Genomic DNA, 18494 nt, shown 5'->3' on the forward strand with positions numbered 1-18494 from the left:
AGGCGCGCGGGTCTGTCGCCCGCATGCGTCCCATGAAACTGGTGAACGGGATATGCGCTGGAAATGGTAAAAGCGGTGTTAACCCGCTGCCGGCACTGGATAGCCCTCGAACGCCTTGATCGTGCGCAGGGCAAAGGCGCTGTGCATCGCCGCGACCCCGGGCAGGCGCGACAGGCAGTGGCGGTGCAGCCGGTCGAAATCGGCGACGTTGCGCGCCGCGACGCGCAGCCGGTAATCCGACGCCCCCGACAGCAATTGGCATTCGAGAATCTCGTCGAAACTCTTCACCGCGCTCTCGAACGCGGTCAGCGCTTCTTCGCTCTGCGATGTCAGGCTGATGTCGACGAACACATCGAGCCCGAGCCCGATGCTTTCGGGGTTCAGTCGCGCGCTATAGCCGGTGATGATCCCCGCTGCCTCCAGCGCGCGGATGCGCCGGTGGCACGCCGATGCCGACAGCCCGACGATCTCCCCCAGCTCGGCGGCAGGGCGCGGGCCTTGCCGTTGCAGCAAGTCGAGCAGCTTGACGTCGATCCGGTCAATCATTGTGCGCCATCGATCCATTCTACGCCAAAATCGTGCAAGTATGTCGCGAATCCGCAATGGATATGCAAGCACCTCGCGAGCCATTTCTGCTAAAAGCGCCGACAAGTTTTCGGCGGCGATAGTCGATCGCCGATGACACCCATATCCGGAGAGCGACCATGATCATCGGCACCCCCAAGGAAATCAAGAATCACGAATATCGCGTCGGCCTGACCCCCGAGAGCGCGCGCGAACTCGTCGTCCACGGCCACCGCGTGCTGGTGCAGACCGGCGCGGGCGAGGGGATCGGCGCGCACGACCGCTATTATGTCGAGGCGGGCGCCGAGATCGTGCAGACCGCCGAAGAGATTTTCGCGACCTGCGAAATGGTCGTGAAGGTCAAGGAACCGCAGCCCGTCGAGCGCGCGATGCTGCGCCCCGGGCAGATCCTCTACACCTATCTCCACCTCGCCCCCGATCCCGACCAGACGCGCGATCTGATGGCATCGGGCGCGGTGTGCATCGCTTATGAAACCGTCACCAGCCCGCACGGCGGCCTGCCGCTGCTGAAACCGATGAGCCAGGTCGCGGGGCGCATGTCGATCCAGGCCGGCGCGACCGCGCTCGAAAAGGCGCATGGCGGCCGTGGCGTGCTGCTCGGCGGCGTTCCCGGCGTCGCACCGGGCAAGATTTGCGTCATCGGCGGCGGCGTCGTCGGTTTCAACGCGGCGCAGATGGCGGCGGGCCTCGGCGCCGACGTCACGATCCTCGACCGCGATCCCGAAGTGCTCGAACGCGTCGGCACCTTCTTCGAGGCGCGCGCCAAGACGCGCTTCTCGAACCGCGCGAATCTCGCCGAATGCGTCGCCGAGGCCGACCTTGTGATCGGCGCGGTGCTGATCCCCGGCGCCGAAGCGCCGAAGCTTGTCACGCGCGAGATGCTTGGCACGATGCGCCCCGGCTCGGTGCTCGTCGACGTCGCGATCGACCAGGGCGGCTGCTTCGAGACGAGCCACGCGACCACCCACGCCGATCCGACCTATGTCGTCGACGGCATCGTCCATTATGCCGTCGCGAACATGCCGGGCGCGGTCGCGCGCACCAGCACCTATGCGCTCAACAACGTCACGCTGCCGCACGCGCTGCGCATCGCCGATCTGGGGTGGAAAGACGCTTTGAAACGCGACGTGCATCTTGCGCAGGGTTTGAACGTTTGGAATGGTAAGGTGACGTTCGAAGCCGTAGCCGAAGCGATCGGAACCGATTATGTGCCTGTCGAACAGGCGCTCGCCTGACAAAAGACAAAAGGACATAGAGAGACGATGACCGATCCAGTGGCACCTCCCCCGCCCGAAGAAGAGGAAAACGAAGTGCTGCGCGCCGCGCGCGAGCGCCAGCAGCAGCGCGAAGCCGCCGAGGCGGCGCAGGCGGCCGATGAGGAAGAGGCCAAGGGCAAGCGCGGCTGGAAGACCGCGGCCGCCGCTGGCCTCGGCATCGGCTCGGCTGCGGTGATCGCGGCCTTGCTCTACGCGAACCGCGGCAAGATCAAGTGAGGCATGTCCCCGTGTCCGCGCCCGTGACCGGGCCGGGGGCTCTTTGATGCGCAGGATCGCCGCCCTTTGGGCCGTCGCGGCCGGGCTCGCGGCGTTTCAGCCTGCGCTCGCGGCGCCGGGCGCGTCCGCTTTCCCGTGGACCGCGCCCGCGACGACGCAAGTCGTCACCGAGGACCGCCGTTTTATGAGCGGCGACACCGAGCTTTCGGGGACGCTGATCCTGCCGCGGAGCACCAGGCCGGTGGCGGTCGTCGTCGTAACGCACAGCGCGTCGTCGCCGCTCCGCGGCGCGTCGCTTTACGATCATCTCAAGACCGCCCTGCCTGCGCTCGGCATCGCGGTCTTCGTCTATGACCGGCGCGGTTCGGGCCAGTCGGGCACGAAGACGGCCGGCGGCGACTTTGCCGTCCTTGCCGACGATGCCATTGCCGCGGCGCAGAGCCTGAAGGCCGATCCGCGCATCGACCCGAAGCGCATCGGCACCTGGGGGCTGAGCCAGGGCGGCTGGATATCGCCGCTGGCGGCGTCGCGAAGCCCCGATATCGCCTTTGTGATCGCGGTGTCGGCGCCGGTCGTCACCGCCGACGTGCAGATGCTCTTCTCCTCGACCAACCACCTGAGGGCGAACGGCCATTCGCAGGCCGAGATCGATCAGATGACCGCGACGCGAAAGGCGGTCGACGACTATATGCGCGGAACGGCGAGCCGCGAGGCCGCGCAGAAAATGATCGATGCGGCAAAGACCCAGCCGTGGTTCAAATATACCTATATGGGCGAAACGATCCGCGACCGCGCCGTTTCGGGTTGGCGCCGCGAGATCGAGAATGATCCGCTGAAGAATCTGTCGGCGGTCAGCGTGCCGACGCTCGTCCTGTATGGCGCCGACGATGCGGTGGTGCCGGTCGCCGTCTCGGTCGAGCGCTTGCAGGCCGCCGCCGCGCAGATGCCGAAACTGACGGTGCACAGCATCGCGGGCGCCGATCACGCGATGCAGATGTCGGCCGATCAGAAAATCTCGCTCGATCCCAAGCACGACGGCACCGAACGGCCGGATTCGTCCGAATATATCGCCGTTCTTGCCAGCTGGCTCGCGCTCAACGGGTATGTGACGCGCTGAATATCGCGGAAGGCGGCGATTTTTTTGCCTATGCTCCTAAGCAATTGCATATCGCGGCGGGAAGGCTTAACCGGCACCGCATCGACCGTTTAGAGTCAAGACAGGGCTGATATGGCTGGCAACGAACCGAGTGCGCGTCCGCGCTCCCCGCATTTGCAGGTATATAAATGGACCCCCGCGATGGCGGTCTCGATCCTTCATCGCGCGAGCGGTGACGGTCTCGCGATTGTTGGTGCGTGCATGTTCCTCTGGTGGCTTGGCGCGCTCGCGGCCGGTCCCGACGCGTATGCCGCATTCCTCGCCTGCGTCTGGCACGATCCCAGCCCCGACGTCGGCATCGTTCACCAGATCACCAATATCGTCGGCAAGGTCGTGCTTGTCGGCCTGACCTGGGCCTTTTTCCAGCATCTCTTTTCGGGGCTGCGCCACTTCGTGCTCGATACGGGCGCCGGTTACGAACTGAAGACCAACAAGCTCTGGTCGATCGCCGTGATCACCGGGGGCGTCCTCGCGACCGCCGCGACCTGGCTCTATATCATGGCGGAGGCACTCTGATGGGCAATGGCACGCATCTGGGCAAGGTCCGCGGCCTCGGCTCGTCGGGGCATGGCTCGCAGCATTGGCTGCAACAGCGGCTGACCGCGCTCGCCAATATCCTCCTCGTCGGCTTCCTGTTCGTTTCGCTGGTCCGTCTGCCGCTCGGCGATCATGCTGCGGTGTTGCGCTGGGCATCGAATCCCACCGTCGCGCTCGCGCTGATCCTGATGGTGGTCAGCGTCTTCTGGCACCTGCGGCTTGGCCTGACGGTGCTGATCGAGGACTATGTCCATGGCGAGGCGACGCGTCTGCTGTCGCTCGTCCTTCTCAACTTCTACGCGATCGGCGGCGCCGCCTACGGCATTTTTGCCATTGTCCGTATCGTGCTTGCGCCCGCCGCCGGGCTCGCTCCGGGGGGCATGTAAGATGACCGACGCCTACAAGATCATCGACCATATCTATGACACCGTCGTCGTCGGCGCCGGCGGCTCGGGCCTGCGCGCCACGATGGGCAGCGCCGAAGCGGGGCTCAAGACCGCCTGCATCACCAAGGTGTTCCCGACGCGCAGCCACACCGTCGCGGCGCAGGGCGGCATCGCCGCCAGCCTCGGCAACAATTCGCCCGACCATTGGCAATGGCATATGTACGACACCGTCAAGGGCTCCGACTGGCTCGGCGACCAGGACGCGATCGAATATATGGTGCGCGAGGCACCGAACGCGGTCTACGAACTCGAACACGCCGGTGTGCCGTTTTCGCGCAACGCCGACGGCACCATCTACCAGCGCCCCTTTGGTGGCCACATGCAGAATATGGGCGAAGGCCCGCCGGTGCAGCGCACCGCCGCCGCGGCCGACCGTACCGGCCATGCGATGCTGCACGCGCTCTACCAGCAGTCGCTGAAATATGACGCCGACTTCTTCGTCGAATATTTCGCGCTCGACCTGATCATGGAAAATGGCGCCTGCCGGGGCGTCATCGCGATGTGCCTCGAAGATGGCAGCATCCACCGCTTCCGTTCGCAGGCCGTCGTGCTCGCGACGGGCGGCTACGGGCGCTGCTATTTCACCGCCACGTCAGCCCACACCTGCACCGGCGACGGCGGCGGCATGGTGCTGCGCGCCGGCCTGCCTTTGCAGGACATGGAATTCGTCCAGTTCCACCCGACCGGCATCTATGGCGCCGGCGTGCTCATCACCGAGGGTGCGCGCGGCGAGGGCGGCTACCTCACCAATTCCGAAGGCGAGCGTTTCATGGAACGCTATGCCCCGTCGGCGAAAGACCTCGCCTCACGCGATGTCGTGTCGCGCTCGATGGCGCTCGAAATCCGCGAAGGCCGCGGCGTCGGGCCGCACAACGACCACATCTATCTGCACCTCGACCATATCGACCCCGCGGTGCTCGCCGAGCGCCTGCCCGGGATTACCGAGAGCGGCAAGATTTTCGCCGGCGTCGACCTGACGCGCCAGCCGCTCCCCGTCGTGCCGACGGTCCACTACAATATGGGCGGCATCCCCTGTAACTATCATGGCGAAGTCGTGACCTTGGGCAAGGACGGTCCCGACACCGTCGTCCCCGGCCTGTTTGCGGTCGGCGAGGCCGCCTGCGTGTCGGTTCACGGCGCGAACCGCCTCGGCTCGAACAGCCTGATCGACCTCGTGGTCTTCGGTCGCGCGACCGGGCATCGCCTCAAGGAAATCCTGACCCCCGGCGCGGCGCAGCAGCCGCTGCCGAAGGACAGCGCCGACCTCGCATTGGGCCGCCTCGACCATTTCCGCAACGCCAATGGCGGGTCGCCAACGGCCGAGATCCGTACCGAGATGCAGCGCGCGATGTCGGCGCACGCCGCGGTGTTCCGCACCGACGAACTGATGGCCGAGGGCAAGGAAAAGCTCACCAAGACCTATCAGCGGATGAACGACGTTCATGTCACCGACCGCAGCCTGATCTGGAACACCGACCTCATCGAAACGCTCGAGCTCGACAACCTCATCGCGCAGGCGACGGTGACGATGCATTCGGCGTTCAACCGCAAGGAAAGCCGCGGCGCCCACGCGCACGAGGATTTCCCGAACCGCGACGACGCGAACTGGATGAAGCACACGATCAGCTGGTTCGACGGCTGGGGCGGCAAGGGCGGCGGCGTCCGCCTCGATTACCGCCCGGTCCACGAATATACGCTGTCGGACGACGTCGAATATATCAAGCCGAAGGCGCGGGTTTACTGATCGGTTTTAGCGGATAAGCGGGGTCGCGAGCGATCGCGGCCCCGTTCGCTTGATTATCGGCTTCGCTACTCGCCGAACAGGCTGCGCACCGGGTTGATGTCGGAAAAGGGCACATCGACGTCGTTGCCCATGATCCACAGCTTCTGGCACGCGATGGCAAAGAACATCACCGCGATCGTCCAGACGATGAAGGTCTTGCGGGCGATCCAGCGGCGCTCGGCCTCTTCGGCCCTGGCGCGGGCCTTATAGTCGATGCCCAGCTCGCCTTCGAATTCGGCGACAAGCTGTGCGCGGCGGGTACGCGAAATATTCGCGATACTCGCGTCTCCCTCTTCGCTTGTCGATCGGCGTTTTGCCATGATCCACCTTGGCCCAGCTAGTCCTGTTCATAGCTATAGCGCCCAGCTCCTGCCAATTGGTTAACCCGGCGCTATCGGCTCGTCGCAATCCCGATCAATTTGGCGCGCGCGCTCGCCCCGCGAAGCAGCGTCAAATCGCGCGGCGGGCGGCCGAGCGCCGCGGCGAGCAGGCGCAGCACCGCGTCGTTCGCGGCGCCGTCGGCGGGCGGGGAAGTCACACGGACATGCACGGTTTCGTCCTCGACCCGGATCTCGTCGTGACGCGCACCGGGCGTGACCCGCACTGCAATCCGTCCCGACGCGGCGAGTGCGCTGAGCGCCTCGGTCAGCGCCGGGTCGGGCCGATATTTCAGACGGTGACGACCAGCTTGCCGACCGCCGTCCGGTCGCCGAGCTTGGCGATCGCCTTGCCGCCGTCGGCGAGGGCGAAGCTCTCGGTCACCCGCGGCTGGATCTTGCCCTGCTCCCACAGCTGGAACAGCCGCGCGATATTGGCGCGGTTGCGCAGCGGTTCGCGCGCTACAAATGCACCCCAGAACACGCCCGCGACGTCGCAGCTCTTGAGCAAAGTGAGGTTGAGCGGCAGGCGCGGAATGCCCGCGGGGAAGCCGACGACGAGGTAGCGGCCCTCCCATGCGATCGAACGCAGCGCGGGCTCGGCATAATCGCCGCCGACCGCGTCATAGATGACGTTGGCGCCATTCGGGCCAACGGCTTCCTTGAACTTGTTCGCAAGCTCCTTCGACTGGTCCTTGTCGAACGGCTGGCGGCCATAGACGACGACCTCGTCGGCGCCCGCAGCCCGAGCGATGTCGGCCTTTTCCTCGCTCGACACGCCGGCGACGACGCGCGCGCCGAACGCCTTGCCCAGCTCGACCGCGGCAATGCCGACGCCGCCCGATGCGCCGAGCACGAGCAAGGTGTCGCCTTCCTCGATATGCCCGCGGTCGACGAGCGCATGGATGCTGGTGCCATAGGTCATCAACAGCGACGCGCCCGCGGCGAAATCATGCGCCTCGGGCAGGTGATAGACATTGTGCACCGATACCGCGACGGCTTCGGACATGCCGCCATTGCCGCAGCCCGCGATCACGCGGTCGCCGACCTTGAACTCGGTGACGCCCTCGCCGACCTCGGCGACCAGCCCCGCGACTTCGCCGCCGGGGGCGAAGGGGCGCTCGGGGCGGAACTGATATTTATCCTCGATGATCAGCACGTCGGGGAAGTTGACCGCGCAGGCCTTCACGTCGATCACGATCTGGCCCTTGCCCGCGGTCGGGCGCGGCAGTTCGCCCAATGTGAGCGTTTCGGGGCCGCCGGTTGCGGTCGACAAGAGAGCCTTCATCATCTTCTCCTCTTATGATGTTCGTGCGATATTATGCGGCAGGACGCATCCACGGCCGATCTGCGTCGAGCTTTTTCTCATAAGCGCCTATCGCCGCGTCGCTCTTTTCGGTCAGCGAAATCTCGTCGAGCCCTTCGAGCAGGCACATCTTGCGGAACGGGTCGATCTCGAAGCTGAAACGGTCCTGGAACTGCGTCGTCACCGTCTGATGCTCGAGGTCGACGAAGACCGGATCGGTCGTCGCGACCTCCATCAACCGGTCGATAGCGGCTTGCGGCAACACCACGGGCAGGATGCCGTTCTTCACCGCATTGCCCGAGAAAATGTCCGAGTAAGACGGAGCAATCACGACGCGGATGCCAAGGTCGCCGAGCGCCCACGCCGCATGCTCGCGGCTCGACCCGCAGCCGAAATTGTCGCCCGCGATCAGGATCGGCGCGCCCTTGAAATCGGCGCTGTCGAACAGATTGTCGGGATCGGCGCGCAGGCTTTCGAACGCGCCGCGGCCCATGCCCTCGCGCGTCGTCGTCTTGAGCCAATGCGCGGGAATGATCACGTCGGTGTCGACATTCTTGAGCCCGAACGGAATCGCGCGGCCTTCGACCTTGTCGAGCGGGGTCATGCCATCAATTCCCGTACGTCGGTGAGCTTGCCCGTCACCGCCGCCGCCGCCGCCATCGCGGGGCTGACGAGGTGCGTGCGCGCGCCCGGCCCTTGGCGGCCGACGAAATTGCGGTTGCTCGTCGAGGCGCAGCGTTCGCCCGCGGGCACCTTGTCGGGGTTCATCGCGAGGCACGCCGAACAGCCCGGTTCGCGCCATTCGAGCCCCGCGTCGGTGAAGATGCGGTCGAGCCCCTCGGCCTCGGCCTGCGCCTTCACGAGGCCCGATCCGGGGACGACGATCGCCCATTTGACATTATCGGCCTTGTGGCGGCCCTTGATCACCGCCGCGGCGGCGCGCAGGTCCTCGATGCGGCTGTTGGTGCAGCTGCCGATGAAGATATTCTCGACCGGCACATCCTGCATCCGCGTGCCGGGTTCAAGGCCCATGTACGCGAGCGATTTGGCGGCGGCGGCTTGCTTCGACGGGTCGGCAAAACTTGCCGGATCGGGGACGATGCCGGTGATCGGCACGACATCCTCGGGGCTGGTGCCCCAGGTGACGCTCGGCGCGATGTCGGCGGCGTCGATGACGACGGTCTTGTCATAGGTCGCGCCGGGATCGGTCGCGAGGCTTTTCCAGTAAGCGACCGCGGCGTCCCAATCGGCGCCCTTCGGCGCATAGGGGCGGCCCTTCAGATATTCGAATGTCGTCTCGTCGGGCGCGATCAGGCCCGCGCGCGCGCCGCCTTCGATCGCCATATTGCTGACCGTCAGCCGGCCCTCGACCGACAGCGCACGGATCGCGCTGCCGGTATATTCGATGACATGGCCGGTGCCGCCCGCGGCGCCGATGACGCCGGTGATGTGGAGGATGATGTCTTTCGCCGACACGCCGGGGCCGACCTCGCCCTCGACGCGCACTTCCATTGTCTTCGACGGCTGGAGCAGCAGCGTCTGCGTCGCGAGCACATGCTCGACCTCGCTCGTCCCGATGCCGAAGGCGAGCGCGCCGATGCCGCCGTGGCACGCGGTATGGCTGTCGCCGCAGACGATCGTCGTGCCGGGCAGCGAAAAGCCCTGCTCGGGGCCGACGACATGGACGATGCCCTGTTCGGGCGCCGTCGCATCGATGTAGCGGATGCCGAATTCGGGGGCGTTCTTCTCGAGCGCCGCCAATTGCGCCGCGCTTTCGGGGTCGGCGATCGGCAGCTTGTTGCCCGCCGCATCGAGCCGCGCGGTCGTCGGCACATTATGGTCGGGCACCGCAATCGTAAGGTCGGGGCGGCGCACCGTGCGGCCGCTCGCGCGAAGCCCGGCAAACGCCTGCGGGCTGGTGACTTCATGGACGAGGTGACGGTCGATGAAGATCAGGCAAGTGGCATCGGGGCGCTGTTCGACGACATGCGCGTCCCAGATTTTCTCGTAAAGGGTGCGGGGCCGGGTCATGCGGTTCACTTAAGCCTGCGCGACAACAATGCAAGCGAGTGGCGATCAAAAACGCAATTTTCGGTCGCCAAAAGACGTCGCCCCCGCGAAGGCGGGGGCCGCTATCGGCAATTCGCTGCGGCGGCTTAAAACGACAGCGGCCCCTGCCTTCGCAGGGGCGACGAGTTGGTCTATAATCCGCCCATGCCGACCCTCGCCATCATAGCGCTCATTCTCGCCACCGTCGCGGCGATGGAGGGCGTCGCCTGGGCGAGCCACAAATATATCATGCACGGCTTCGGCTGGGCGTGGCACCGCGACCACCATGAGCCGCACGACAAGGTGCTGGAAAAGAACGACCTGTTCGGCCTCGTCGGCGCCGCGTTGAGCATTTCGATGTTCGTCGTCGGCAGCCCGATGATCATGGGCGCCGCGGCGTGGGAGCCCGGAACGTGGATCGGACTCGGCGTCCTCTTCTACGGCATCATCTATACGCTGGTGCACGACGGGCTCGTCCACCAGCGCTATTTCCACTGGGTGCCGCGGCGCGGCTATGCGAAGCGGCTGGTGCAGGCGCACAAGCTCCATCACGCCACGGTCGGCAAGGAGGGCGGGGTCAGCTTCGGCTTCGTCGTCGCGCGCGATCCGGCGAAGCTGAAGGCCGAATTGAGAGCGCAGCGCGAGGCCGGGATCGCAGTGGTGCGCGAGGCGCTGGCAGAATAACCGTCGCCCCCGCGAAGGCGGGGGCCGCTGGCAACCTTGCGCTACACCGACAACGGCCCCCGCCTTCGCGGGGGCGACGATATAGTTAGGCCGTCCGGTAATCAGCGGTGATCACGCCCGCCGCCATCAATTCCGCCTCATGGCTTTCCTCGCGCCAATCCTCGAGCAGCGCCTGCCGCTCCCATTCGACCATCGCCGGCTGCGCAAGCATATGGTCGACCCACGCCTGTCCGGCGCCGGCGTCGAGTCCATAGGTGCGGATACGGAAGGCGACCGGGGCGAAAAAAGCATCGACCGCGGTAAAGCGGTCGCCCGCGAGGAAGGGGCCGCCGAAGCGCGACAGGCCCTCGGCGAACAACTCGCGGATTCGCGCGACGTCGAGTCGGAGCGCACCCGACGGCGGCTTCGGCGTCACACGGACCCCGACATTCATCGTGCAATCATTGCGCAGCGCCGAAAAGCCGCTGTGCATTTCCGCCGTCGCGCATTGCGCCCAGGCGCGCGCGTCGGGGTCGGTCGGCCATACACTCTCGTGCCGGTCGGCGAGATAGAGCGTGATGCCCAGCGAATCATAAACCGTCCGTCCTTCGTCGAGCAGCGCGGGCACCTGTCCGGTCGGTGAGAAGCTACGAAACTCGTCATAGTTGATCGGGTTGGTGAAGGGTTCGATCTGGTCCTCGAACGCGATGCCGAGCGCGCGCATCAGCACCCACGGGCGTAGCGACCAGCTCGAATAATTGCGGTTGGCGGTGATCAGCACATACATGCCTGGCGCTCCTGTGCGATGATGGGGGAAGTGTAATCGGGATCGTGCGCGAAGGGCAGTTCGGTGCCGTCGCGAAGCGCGGCGAGCACGCTGCCGAAATCGGTCGTGGCGCGCCAGCCGAAACGGCGCTCGGCGCGCGAGGGGTCGTAGACGCGGTCGATGATCTCGGGGAGCATCCAGCCTTTGGCGGCATAAAGCTCGGCCGCATCGGGATGATGCCGGGCGATCACTGCGCGCGCATCGCGCGCCAGTTCTTCGGCCTCCTCGCGCGCGAAGGGCGGCGGGGCCGAGAGAATGAAGGTGTCGCAGCCGATCGCGGGCGCGGCCTCGAGCGCGGCGAGATGCGCAGCGGCGGCATCCTCAACCGTCAAACGCCTGTTGAGCAGTTCGTTCGCTTTCAGGTTCGGTCCGCTCGGCACGGCATGCGTGTCGTCATCTTCGGGGAAGAAGCGCCCGGTGCGCAGGATCGCCACCGCGATGCCATGCTCGCGGTGCACCAGCTTCACCGCCTGCTCGGCGGCGAGCTTGGTGATGCCATAGATGTTGCGCGGCTCGATCGGACCGAAATCCTCGTCCATCCACCACGCGCCCGCCTCGCCCGCGCCTTCGCGCACATCGGCGCGTATCATCAGCGAGGTCGTCGAGGTGAAGAGAAAGCGGTCGTTGCCCGCCGCAACCGCGGCTTCGATCAAATTGAGCGTGCCGCCGACATTGGCGTCGACGAATGCCTGCCGCGGATAACGGACGATGTCGGGCTTGTGCAGCGCGCCGCCATGGATCACCGCCTCGATTCCATGCGCACCCATCGTCCGCTCGATCAGCGCGCGGTCGGCAACGGTGCCGACCACCTGCGTATGCGTCCCGGGCACGACGTCGAGCCCGGTCACGTCATGACCGCTTTGGACGAGCAGCGGAGCCAGATAGCGCCCCAGCCAACCCGATGATCCGGTCAGCAGTACGCGCATCGTTATATCTCCTCCCGGTCTCGTCCGCGCGCCTCATACACAGGCGGCGGACAGGGGGAAAGGCGGTTAGCCTTTCGGATTCGCGACGACCGGGCGGGTCGCCGCGCCGCCGGCCGGCTGGGGCAGTTCGCTGAGGTCGAGCCAGCCCGCGTCGTCGCGCCTATGATAGCTGTCGATCACCGTGAACGGGATGCGGAAGGGAAATCCCCAATCGCTGTTCCACAATGCCACGACGCCCGTCCGCGTCGCCGGTTCGAAAATCATCGTTGCACGGTAACCTTCGACCGCACCCGAATGGCCTTCGAGCCGGCCGCCGGCATAGGTGAAGCTCCGCCAGCCAAGGCCATAACCTGCCTCGCCCGTGGCAGCCCGCAAGGTGCCGCCATAGAGCCGCCCCGTGCCGACGCGCGGGCGATGCGCGATCTGCAGCACCTCGCCCGGCAGCACATCGGGACGGCTGCCCATCATCGCCTGCATCCAGGTCGCGAAATCGACGATATCGCTTTCGACCCCCGCGGCGGCGGGAACGCGCCAATAGGCCTCCTTGATCGGGCGCACCTGCGCGCCGCGGTGCGGTTTCGCCCAATCCTTGGCGCTCGTCAGCCGCTCCTTCCCATAGCCCGCGCTGACCATGCCGAGCGGGCGGAAAAACCGGTCTTCGACCGCGTCGGCGAACAGCTCGTTGGCGGCCTTGCCCAATATCTCGCTCGCCGTGTCGAAGGCGACATTCTGGTAAGTGTGGCAGGTTCCGGGCTCGCATTGCAGCGGTGCGAGGGCAAGGCTCGCGCGTAGCAGCTGCGGGCTCTGCCCTTCCTCCAGCTTTTCGTCATAGGCGTTTTTGGTGAGGCCGGTCCGCTGAGCGAGCAGGTCGCCCACCGTGATCCGTTCCTCGGCGCCGCCGGGAAGGCGCAGCGACGTGCGCCAGCTGGCAACCGACCGGTCCAGATCGACCTTGCCATCCTTGGCCAGCGCCGCCGCCAAGGCCCCCGTTGCGGTCTTGGACACCGACGCCCAGCGGAACAGCGTTTGCGGCGTGACCGGCGCGCCGGTCGACTTGTCGGCGACACCATAGGTGCGGACAAAGCTGAGCTTGCCGTCTTCGACCACCGCTACTGCCAGCCCCGCCATTTCGGGCCGCTGCGACAAGGCAGCGAGTTGCCGGTCGAGCGCCGGGTAATCGATCCGGCCGCGCCATTCGGCGGGCGTGTCGGGCAGGTTTTCCGGCGCCTTGATCGGGATCGGAACGCTGGCGAGCGGGTGTTTCCCGCCGAGCGCGTGAATGCCAAACCAGCCCGCCAACCCCAAAGCGAGGATCGCGATGAGATAGGTGAAAACCGGTTTTCTGGATTTGTTTTTAGACTGCGACCTCATAATTGGCCGCCGTCTTAGCCGCGACATCCGCCGCCGTCACCCCTCAGGGCGCGAGATGGTCCCACGCCTTGAACGTCCCGGCGGCATAAACCGCACCGTAGACAAAGACGATCAGCGAAGACCAGATCGCGAAACTGTCGGTGTGTTGCGGGCGCCACAGATGGAGTGGCACGAAGATTAGTCCGCGAAGCAGGTAGATAGCAGTAATCACGATCAGGCCAGTCCGCAGCAGCGGCAGGCGCGGTAAGCTGCCCGCGCCGGAAAAGGCATAGGCGGCCCAGACCAGCAGGATCGTGCCGATCGCGAGCGTGATCAGCGTCGGCCGCAGATCGCCGCGCGCCGCCGCACGCGCCATGCCTTCGCCCGCGCCGAAAAAGCGATACCAGTCGGGGCCGCCGAAAATGCACGCGATATGAAGCAGTGCGGCCAGCACCGACAGCCACCCGCCGACGATCAGCCAGGTGGAGCCGGGGTTGGCCGCGACATTATGCAATATAATGCGCCGTCGTTTTCGCGGCGACGTCCTCGGCCGTCACCCCCGGCGCCAGCTCGATCAGCCTGAACGGGCTGTCATGATCGTCGCGCTTGAACACCGCGAGGTCGGTGATGATCATGTCGACGACATTCTTGCCAGTCAGCGGCAGCGTGCATGCGGGGATGAACTTCGGGCTGCCGTCCTTGGCGTTATGTTCCATCACGACGATGATCTTCTTGACCCCGGCGACGAGGTCCATCGCGCCGCCCATGCCCTTGATCATCTTGCCGGGGATCATCCAGTTCGCGATGTCGCCATTTTCGGCGATTTCCATCGCGCCCAAGACGGTGAGGTCGATATGCCCGCCGCGGATCATCGCAAAACTGTCGCTCGACGAAAAATAGGCCGATTGCGGCAGTTCGCTGATCGTCTGCTTGCCCGCGTTGATCAGGTCGGGATCCTCGTCGCCCTCGAAAGGGAAGGGACCGATGCCGAGCATGCCATTCTCCGACTGCAGCGTGACCGTCATCCCCGCGGGGATATGGTTCGCAACGAGCGTCGGGATGCCGATGCCGAGATTGACGTAATAGCCGTCCTGCAGTTCCTTCGCGGCGCGCGCCGCCATGTCATCACGCGTCCAGGCCATTATTTCGGCTCCCATTGCTTGTCGGAGGGGAATGCATCGCCCCAGCCCAGTTTTTCCCACGGGCCGTAGACGGGGTTGGGGAAAAGGAACCAGCCCTTGTCCCAGAGGTCGGTCGCGCCCGCGCTCGTCGCGAGCGCCATGCGCTGCGCAGCGGGCAGGTCCTTGACGTTGAACTGCTGGCTGAAATCGCCGAGCTGGTCGCCGCCAAGGATGATCACGCAGTAGCGCGACGCGATCGTCGCGCGGCGTCCGTCCTTGCTCGACCCGCCGGCGTCGTCGCCCATCAGGAACAAAGTCTCGCCATGCTTGAATTCGCCGAGCCCGGCGGCGCGCAGCGTGTCCTCGCTGCCCGCGGCATTGGCGGCGCTGCGGTTGGTATTCGCGATCACGGTGATTCCCGCGGCGCGGAGCTTGTTCACCATATCGACGCTGCCGGGCATCGCGACCGCCTTGCCCGCGCCACTCTTTTCCCACTGGTCCCAGACCTTAAGGTCGAAGCCGGTGCCTTTTTCAGCGAAATGCCGCATCGGGCCGAGGTTCCAGATCAACGTCTCATCGGCGTCGAACACCGCGGCGAAGGGTTTGGTGCCGCACGGCTCGAACGCAGGCGCGTCCATCGTCGCACCCGCGACCAGCACAACGCTGTCCTTCGGCCGCTGCTTGATCCGTCCCACGCCATAGTCGGCGATCCGCGCATTGGTCGCGCGCACGGCGACCGCGGCTTCGGGCGAGCCGTAGAGATATTGCAGCGCGACCGGGGGTTTACCGGCTTCGGCCGGCACAGTAGCGGGCGGCGGGGCCGGCGCCGTCGCGACCTCGACCGGTGCGCTGGCGCACCCGGCAAGGAGCAGGGTCGCCGTGATGGCGAGGCTGCGCATCACGCGGTCTCGCGCGGACGCGTCGTGCGGAATTCGATCTTCTTGTCGTACGGCGCGCCGAGGACGAGCCGTTTCACATAGATGCCGGGCAGATGGATCGCGTCGGGATCGAGGCTGCCGACCGGCACGATCTCCTCGACCTCGGCGACGCAGATCTTCGCCGCGGTCGCCATCGGCTGGTTGAAGTTGCGCGCGGTCTTGCGGAAGATCAAATTGCCGCTCTCGTCGGCCTTCCACCCCTTGATGATCGCGAGGTCGGCGAAGATGCCGCGTTCGAGGATATAATCCTGCCCGTCGAAATTCTTCACTTCCTTGCCCTCGGCCACCAGCGTGCCGACGCCGGTCTTCGTATAGAAGCCGGGAATGCCCGCGCCGCCCGCGCGGCAACGCTCGGCCAGCGTTCCCTGCGGGCAGAATTCGACCTCGAGCTCGCCCGCCAGATATTGCCGCTCGAACTCTTTATTCTCGCCGACGTACGACGAGATCATCTTCTTGACCTGCTTGGTGCGGAGCAGCTTGCCGAGCCCTTCGCCGTCGATTCCGGCGTTATTGCTGGCGATCGTCAGATCCTTGGTACCCGCGTCGCGAATCGCGTCGATCAGCCGTTCGGGAATGCCGCAAAGGCCGAAGCCGCCTGCGCAAATCTGCATGCCGTCGAACAGCAGGCCTTCGAGGGCGGCGGCGGCGTCGGGATATTGCTTCTTCCCCATGGGACGGCTCTCCTGAATGGTTTCGCGCGCGACCTTGGCGCATTTGATCCATCAATTCTAATTGTTCGATTTTTGGATTATACATAGACGATGTCTATCAATCGCGTCTCGCTCTATCATCTCGAAACTTTGCTCTGGATCGACCGGCTCGGCACCTTTTCGGCGGCGGCCGAGCGGCTCAACACGACGCAGCCGACGGTTTCGGCGCGGATGCGCGAGCTCGAACAGCGCCTCGGCACCGCGCTGTTCCGCCGCGAAGGCCGCGCGATGTCGCTCACCGCGGCGGGGCGCAAGCTCGTGCGCGACTGCGATCCCTTGCTCCGCGACATGCAGGTCGCGCTGCTCGGCAGCGGCGGCTATGGCGAGGCGAGCGGCGTGGTTCGCATCGGCGCGGGCGAAATCGCCGCGGCAAGCTGTCTTCCCGCCTTCGTCGCGGGCCTGAAGGCCGATATGCCGGGTGTCGGACTCGAGATCGAAATCGACCTCACCGCGAACCTGATCCAGCAGCTGCTCACCGGGCGCACCGACATCGCCTTTGCCGCGGGACCGATCGCGCACCCGGCGCTGAAAACGAGCCCGATCGGCGCGGTCGAACTCGTCTGGCTCGCGAGCCCCGCGGTCGCATCGGCCTTTGCCGGCGGCGAAGCGACGCTTCCCGTCTGGTCGCTCGCCAGCCATTCGCCGATCCACGGCCGGATGCGCGAGGCGATCGCGGCGTCGCGCATCGCGCAAAAATCGCTCAACCTCTGCAACAATGCGCGCACGATGATCGACATCGCGAAGGCGGGCGGGGGGATCGGCATTTTTCCGCAACCGATGGTGCGCGGGGAGGTCGCGAGCGGCGCGCTCGCCCCAATCGACGGCATGCCGGCCTTGGCCCCGGTCGAATTTCAGGTCGCGATGCGCGTCGCCGACACCGAGCCCGTGCTGACGCAAATCTTCGAGCGCGCGGCGAAGCTGAATCTTGCGGAGGCGGTGGTCTGATTCGGACGGCAGGATCGACCGGAAGCTGCCCTTCCTTTCATCGTCATCCCGGACTTGATCCGGGATCCATAGCTGCGCCGTCGTCGTGGATCCCGGATCAAGTCCGGGATGACGAAGTGGAGCAGTTCGCCGTCAACTCACCACCCCAAACCGTCATTCATTGCGTGATCGAAAGACCGGTCAGGGCAATTCCATCCCCAGCACCGCCGACAGGTCGGCGAGCGCCTGCTCGCCGCTCGTCACCTTGATCGCATGCATGCCGAGCGCGCTCGCCGGTTTGCAGTTGATGCCAAGGTCGTCGAGATAGATGCACTCGCCGGGTTCGACGCCAAGCGCCTCGCACATCATCAGATAGATCCGCGGGTCGGGTTTGCGCACCCCCGCCTTGCTCGATTCGATGACATGCGCAAAGCGCGCCATGATGTCGGCGACCTCGATCGCGGCCTCTTCGCTGCGTGTCATCCCCGCGCCGAGAACGCCCATCTTGCCGCCGGGGACATTGTTCGTGATGCACGCGATGGTGAAACCCCGATCCTTCAACGTGTCGAGCGCCGCGACCATCGCCGGACGCACCGCGCCCGCGATGACGGCAAGCACGGCTTCGCCTTCAAGGTCATGCCCCAATGCGCGCGCTTCTTCGGCGAACAATGTGTCGAAGGTCGCGGCGTCGATCTCGGCGCGCTCGAACTTCGCCCAGGCGTTATCGTCGGGATCGGCGCTGTTAACGCGGCGCACGAAATCGCGCGGCAGCCCGCGTTCTTCTTCAAGGCGATTGAAGGCTTCGAACGGCGACGCCGTGATGACGCCGCCGAAGTCGAATATCACCGTCGTGTAAGTCATGCGGGAGAAAGAACCTTATTTCTTGGCGGGGGTGGCGACGCGATTGCCCGACCAGCTGGCGTCGTCGATAGTCAGGTCGAGCCGGTCGGGCGAACGTACCGTATCGAGCAGGAAGACCGACGGCCCGCTCGCGGCGAGGATCGCGTCCATCGCTTGCTCGAGCGGGATGGTGACGGTCGGGATGCGCGGATAGTCCGATTTGATCTCGACCTTGTTCGGCCCCGTGCGCGTGACGGTGATCGTCACATTGTCCCGCGACGATCCGCGCGCATCGGATGCCACCGCGCCCTTGTACGTGCCGGCAACGCGATCGGCGAGGTCGGCCTTGTGTGCGGGTGCGGCCTTCGGCGGTTCGGCAAGCGCCGCTCCGGTTGGAAGCGAAAAGGCGAGCGAGGCGGCGACAGCAAGGATACGAAGCATGGCGGGTCCTTTCGTGCGGCGGT

23 protein-coding genes are annotated in these 18494 nt (G+C 65.7%); 8 read left to right on the plus strand and 15 right to left on the minus strand.

Annotated features, from left to right (window positions below):
• Positions 1–78: 78 nt before the first annotated feature.
• A complete protein-coding gene (locus ATE70_RS21820) occupies positions 79–546 on the minus strand; it encodes an Lrp/AsnC family transcriptional regulator (protein WP_197411541.1) in 468 nt (155 codons plus the stop codon).
• Between the two features lie 158 nt (positions 547–704).
• On the opposite strand from ATE70_RS21820, the gene ald reads away from it, so the two are divergent.
• The 6 genes from ald to sdhA all read left to right on the plus strand — a co-directional run bounded on the left by ald (position 705) and on the right by sdhA (position 5961).
• A complete protein-coding gene (gene ald, locus ATE70_RS21825) occupies positions 705–1820 on the plus strand; it encodes an alanine dehydrogenase (RefSeq protein WP_058539648.1) in 1116 nt (371 codons plus the stop codon).
• Positions 1821–1847: 27 nt separating this feature from the next.
• On the plus strand, positions 1848–2078 hold the full coding sequence (locus tag ATE70_RS21830) for a hypothetical protein (protein ID WP_058539649.1): 231 nt from the start codon (positions 1848–1850) through the stop codon (positions 2076–2078).
• Positions 2079–2124: 46 nt separating this feature from the next.
• Positions 2125–3195 carry an alpha/beta hydrolase family protein gene (locus tag ATE70_RS21835; protein WP_058539650.1) on the plus strand — a complete coding sequence of 357 codons (1071 nt, stop codon included), beginning with the start codon at positions 2125–2127 and terminating at the stop codon, positions 3193–3195.
• Between the two features lie 180 nt (positions 3196–3375).
• Complete coding sequence (gene sdhC, locus ATE70_RS21840; RefSeq protein WP_443028790.1) at positions 3376–3750, plus strand: succinate dehydrogenase, cytochrome b556 subunit; 375 nt, start codon at positions 3376–3378, stop codon at positions 3748–3750.
• Positions 3750–4157 (plus strand): succinate dehydrogenase, hydrophobic membrane anchor protein, encoded by a 408-nt coding sequence (gene sdhD, locus ATE70_RS21845; RefSeq protein ID WP_058539652.1) that lies wholly within the window; start codon positions 3750–3752, stop codon positions 4155–4157. The genes sdhC and sdhD overlap by 1 nt, the downstream gene beginning before the upstream one ends.
• 1 nt (position 4158) lies before the next feature.
• Positions 4159–5961: a succinate dehydrogenase flavoprotein subunit gene (gene sdhA / locus ATE70_RS21850; RefSeq protein WP_058539653.1), complete on the plus strand. Its 1803-nt coding sequence runs from the start codon at positions 4159–4161 to the stop codon at positions 5959–5961.
• 65 nt (positions 5962–6026) lie between these two features.
• On the opposite strand, the gene ATE70_RS21855 is transcribed toward sdhA, so the two are convergent.
• The 5 genes from ATE70_RS21855 to leuC form a co-directional block, all read right to left on the minus strand.
• Positions 6027–6320: a hypothetical protein gene (locus tag ATE70_RS21855; RefSeq protein ID WP_058539654.1), complete on the minus strand. Its 294-nt coding sequence runs from the start codon at positions 6318–6320 to the stop codon at positions 6027–6029.
• Positions 6321–6391: 71 nt separating this feature from the next.
• On the minus strand, positions 6392–6604 hold the full coding sequence (locus ATE70_RS21860; protein ID WP_231732794.1) for a DUF167 domain-containing protein: 213 nt from the start codon (positions 6602–6604) through the stop codon (positions 6392–6394).
• A 65-nt stretch (positions 6605–6669) separates the two neighbouring features.
• Positions 6670–7665, minus strand: coding sequence for an NADPH:quinone oxidoreductase family protein (locus ATE70_RS21865; protein WP_058539655.1), 996 nt, complete (start codon positions 7663–7665; stop codon positions 6670–6672).
• 31 nt (positions 7666–7696) lie between these two features.
• Positions 7697–8287, minus strand: coding sequence for a 3-isopropylmalate dehydratase small subunit (gene leuD, locus ATE70_RS21870; protein WP_058539656.1), 591 nt, complete (start codon positions 8285–8287; stop codon positions 7697–7699).
• On the minus strand, positions 8284–9714 hold the full coding sequence (gene leuC, locus ATE70_RS21875; protein WP_058539657.1) for a 3-isopropylmalate dehydratase large subunit: 1431 nt from the start codon (positions 9712–9714) through the stop codon (positions 8284–8286). Before leuC ends, leuD begins: the two co-directional genes overlap by 4 nt.
• A gap of 183 nt (positions 9715–9897) precedes the next feature.
• On the opposite strand from leuC, the gene ATE70_RS21880 reads away from it, so the two are divergent.
• The gene (locus ATE70_RS21880; protein WP_058539700.1) at positions 9898–10416 is read left to right on the plus strand and encodes a sterol desaturase family protein; all 519 of its coding nucleotides are present in this window, start codon (positions 9898–9900) and stop codon (positions 10414–10416) included.
• Between the two features lie 85 nt (positions 10417–10501).
• On the opposite strand, the gene ATE70_RS21885 is transcribed toward ATE70_RS21880, so the two are convergent.
• From ATE70_RS21885 to ATE70_RS21915, 7 genes are all read right to left on the minus strand, one after another.
• The gene (locus ATE70_RS21885; RefSeq protein ID WP_058539658.1) at positions 10502–11182 is read right to left on the minus strand and encodes a glutathione S-transferase family protein; all 681 of its coding nucleotides are present in this window, start codon (positions 11180–11182) and stop codon (positions 10502–10504) included.
• A complete protein-coding gene (locus ATE70_RS21890; protein WP_058539659.1) occupies positions 11170–12147 on the minus strand; it encodes an NAD-dependent epimerase/dehydratase family protein in 978 nt (325 codons plus the stop codon). The genes ATE70_RS21885 and ATE70_RS21890 overlap by 13 nt, the downstream gene beginning before the upstream one ends.
• Positions 12148–12213: 66 nt before the next feature.
• Positions 12214–13518, minus strand: coding sequence for a serine hydrolase domain-containing protein (locus tag ATE70_RS21895; protein ID WP_058539660.1), 1305 nt, complete (start codon positions 13516–13518; stop codon positions 12214–12216).
• A 43-nt stretch (positions 13519–13561) separates the two neighbouring features.
• Complete coding sequence (locus ATE70_RS21900) at positions 13562–14011, minus strand: hypothetical protein (protein ID WP_058539661.1); 450 nt, start codon at positions 14009–14011, stop codon at positions 13562–13564.
• On the minus strand, positions 14004–14639 hold the full coding sequence (locus ATE70_RS21905) for a CoA transferase subunit B (RefSeq protein WP_058539662.1): 636 nt from the start codon (positions 14637–14639) through the stop codon (positions 14004–14006). Before ATE70_RS21905 ends, ATE70_RS21900 begins: the two co-directional genes overlap by 8 nt.
• Positions 14639–15517: an HAD family acid phosphatase gene (locus ATE70_RS21910; protein WP_058539663.1), complete on the minus strand. Its 879-nt coding sequence runs from the start codon at positions 15515–15517 to the stop codon at positions 14639–14641. The genes ATE70_RS21905 and ATE70_RS21910 overlap by 1 nt, the downstream gene beginning before the upstream one ends.
• Positions 15517–16227: a CoA transferase subunit A gene (locus ATE70_RS21915; RefSeq protein ID WP_056368554.1), complete on the minus strand. Its 711-nt coding sequence runs from the start codon at positions 16225–16227 to the stop codon at positions 15517–15519. Before ATE70_RS21915 ends, ATE70_RS21910 begins: the two co-directional genes overlap by 1 nt.
• Before the next feature lie 90 nt (positions 16228–16317).
• Here ATE70_RS21915 and ATE70_RS21920 point away from each other — a divergent pair, with 90 nt between their 5' ends.
• Positions 16318–17211 carry a LysR family transcriptional regulator gene (locus tag ATE70_RS21920; RefSeq protein ID WP_058539664.1) on the plus strand — a complete coding sequence of 298 codons (894 nt, stop codon included), beginning with the start codon at positions 16318–16320 and terminating at the stop codon, positions 17209–17211.
• Between the two features lie 180 nt (positions 17212–17391).
• Here the strand turns inward: ATE70_RS21920 and ATE70_RS21925 are convergent, their stop codons facing one another.
• On the minus strand, positions 17392–18051 hold the full coding sequence (locus ATE70_RS21925; protein ID WP_058539665.1) for an HAD-IA family hydrolase: 660 nt from the start codon (positions 18049–18051) through the stop codon (positions 17392–17394).
• A 15-nt stretch (positions 18052–18066) separates the two neighbouring features.
• The gene (locus tag ATE70_RS21930; protein ID WP_058539666.1) at positions 18067–18471 is read right to left on the minus strand and encodes a hypothetical protein; all 405 of its coding nucleotides are present in this window, start codon (positions 18469–18471) and stop codon (positions 18067–18069) included.
• Positions 18472–18494: the final 23 nt, after the last annotated feature.

Source organism: Sphingopyxis sp. H053 (assembly GCF_001468225.1).
Classification (GTDB): Bacteria; Pseudomonadota; Alphaproteobacteria; order Sphingomonadales; family Sphingomonadaceae; genus Sphingopyxis.

Coding starts and splice junctions, on each gene's coding strand:
- ATE70_RS21820 (WP_197411541.1), bottom strand. CDS start 546: ATGATTGACCGGATCGACGTCAAGCTGCTCGACTTGCTGCAACGGCAA.
- ald (WP_058539648.1), top strand. CDS start 705: ATGATCATCGGCACCCCCAAGGAAATCAAGAATCACGAATATCGCGTC.
- ATE70_RS21830 (WP_058539649.1), top strand. CDS start 1,848: ATGACCGATCCAGTGGCACCTCCCCCGCCCGAAGAAGAGGAAAACGAA.
- ATE70_RS21835 (WP_058539650.1), top strand. CDS start 2,125: ATGCGCAGGATCGCCGCCCTTTGGGCCGTCGCGGCCGGGCTCGCGGCG.
- sdhC (WP_443028790.1), top strand. CDS start 3,376: ATGGCGGTCTCGATCCTTCATCGCGCGAGCGGTGACGGTCTCGCGATT.
- sdhD (WP_058539652.1), top strand. CDS start 3,750: ATGGGCAATGGCACGCATCTGGGCAAGGTCCGCGGCCTCGGCTCGTCG.
- sdhA (WP_058539653.1), top strand. CDS start 4,159: ATGACCGACGCCTACAAGATCATCGACCATATCTATGACACCGTCGTC.
- ATE70_RS21855 (WP_058539654.1), bottom strand. CDS start 6,320: ATGGCAAAACGCCGATCGACAAGCGAAGAGGGAGACGCGAGTATCGCG.
- ATE70_RS21865 (WP_058539655.1), bottom strand. CDS start 7,665: ATGAAGGCTCTCTTGTCGACCGCAACCGGCGGCCCCGAAACGCTCACA.
- leuD (WP_058539656.1), bottom strand. CDS start 8,287: ATGACCCCGCTCGACAAGGTCGAAGGCCGCGCGATTCCGTTCGGGCTC.
- leuC (WP_058539657.1), bottom strand. CDS start 9,714: ATGACCCGGCCCCGCACCCTTTACGAGAAAATCTGGGACGCGCATGTC.
- ATE70_RS21880 (WP_058539700.1), top strand. CDS start 9,898: ATGCCGACCCTCGCCATCATAGCGCTCATTCTCGCCACCGTCGCGGCG.
- ATE70_RS21885 (WP_058539658.1), bottom strand. CDS start 11,182: ATGTATGTGCTGATCACCGCCAACCGCAATTATTCGAGCTGGTCGCTA.
- ATE70_RS21890 (WP_058539659.1), bottom strand. CDS start 12,147: ATGCGCGTACTGCTGACCGGATCATCGGGTTGGCTGGGGCGCTATCTG.
- ATE70_RS21895 (WP_058539660.1), bottom strand. CDS start 13,518: ATGAGGTCGCAGTCTAAAAACAAATCCAGAAAACCGGTTTTCACCTAT.
- ATE70_RS21905 (WP_058539662.1), bottom strand. CDS start 14,639: ATGGCCTGGACGCGTGATGACATGGCGGCGCGCGCCGCGAAGGAACTG.
- ATE70_RS21910 (WP_058539663.1), bottom strand. CDS start 15,517: ATGCGCAGCCTCGCCATCACGGCGACCCTGCTCCTTGCCGGGTGCGCC.
- ATE70_RS21915 (WP_056368554.1), bottom strand. CDS start 16,227: ATGGGGAAGAAGCAATATCCCGACGCCGCCGCCGCCCTCGAAGGCCTG.
- ATE70_RS21920 (WP_058539664.1), top strand. CDS start 16,318: ATGTCTATCAATCGCGTCTCGCTCTATCATCTCGAAACTTTGCTCTGG.
- ATE70_RS21925 (WP_058539665.1), bottom strand. CDS start 18,051: ATGACTTACACGACGGTGATATTCGACTTCGGCGGCGTCATCACGGCG.
- ATE70_RS21930 (WP_058539666.1), bottom strand. CDS start 18,471: ATGCTTCGTATCCTTGCTGTCGCCGCCTCGCTCGCCTTTTCGCTTCCA.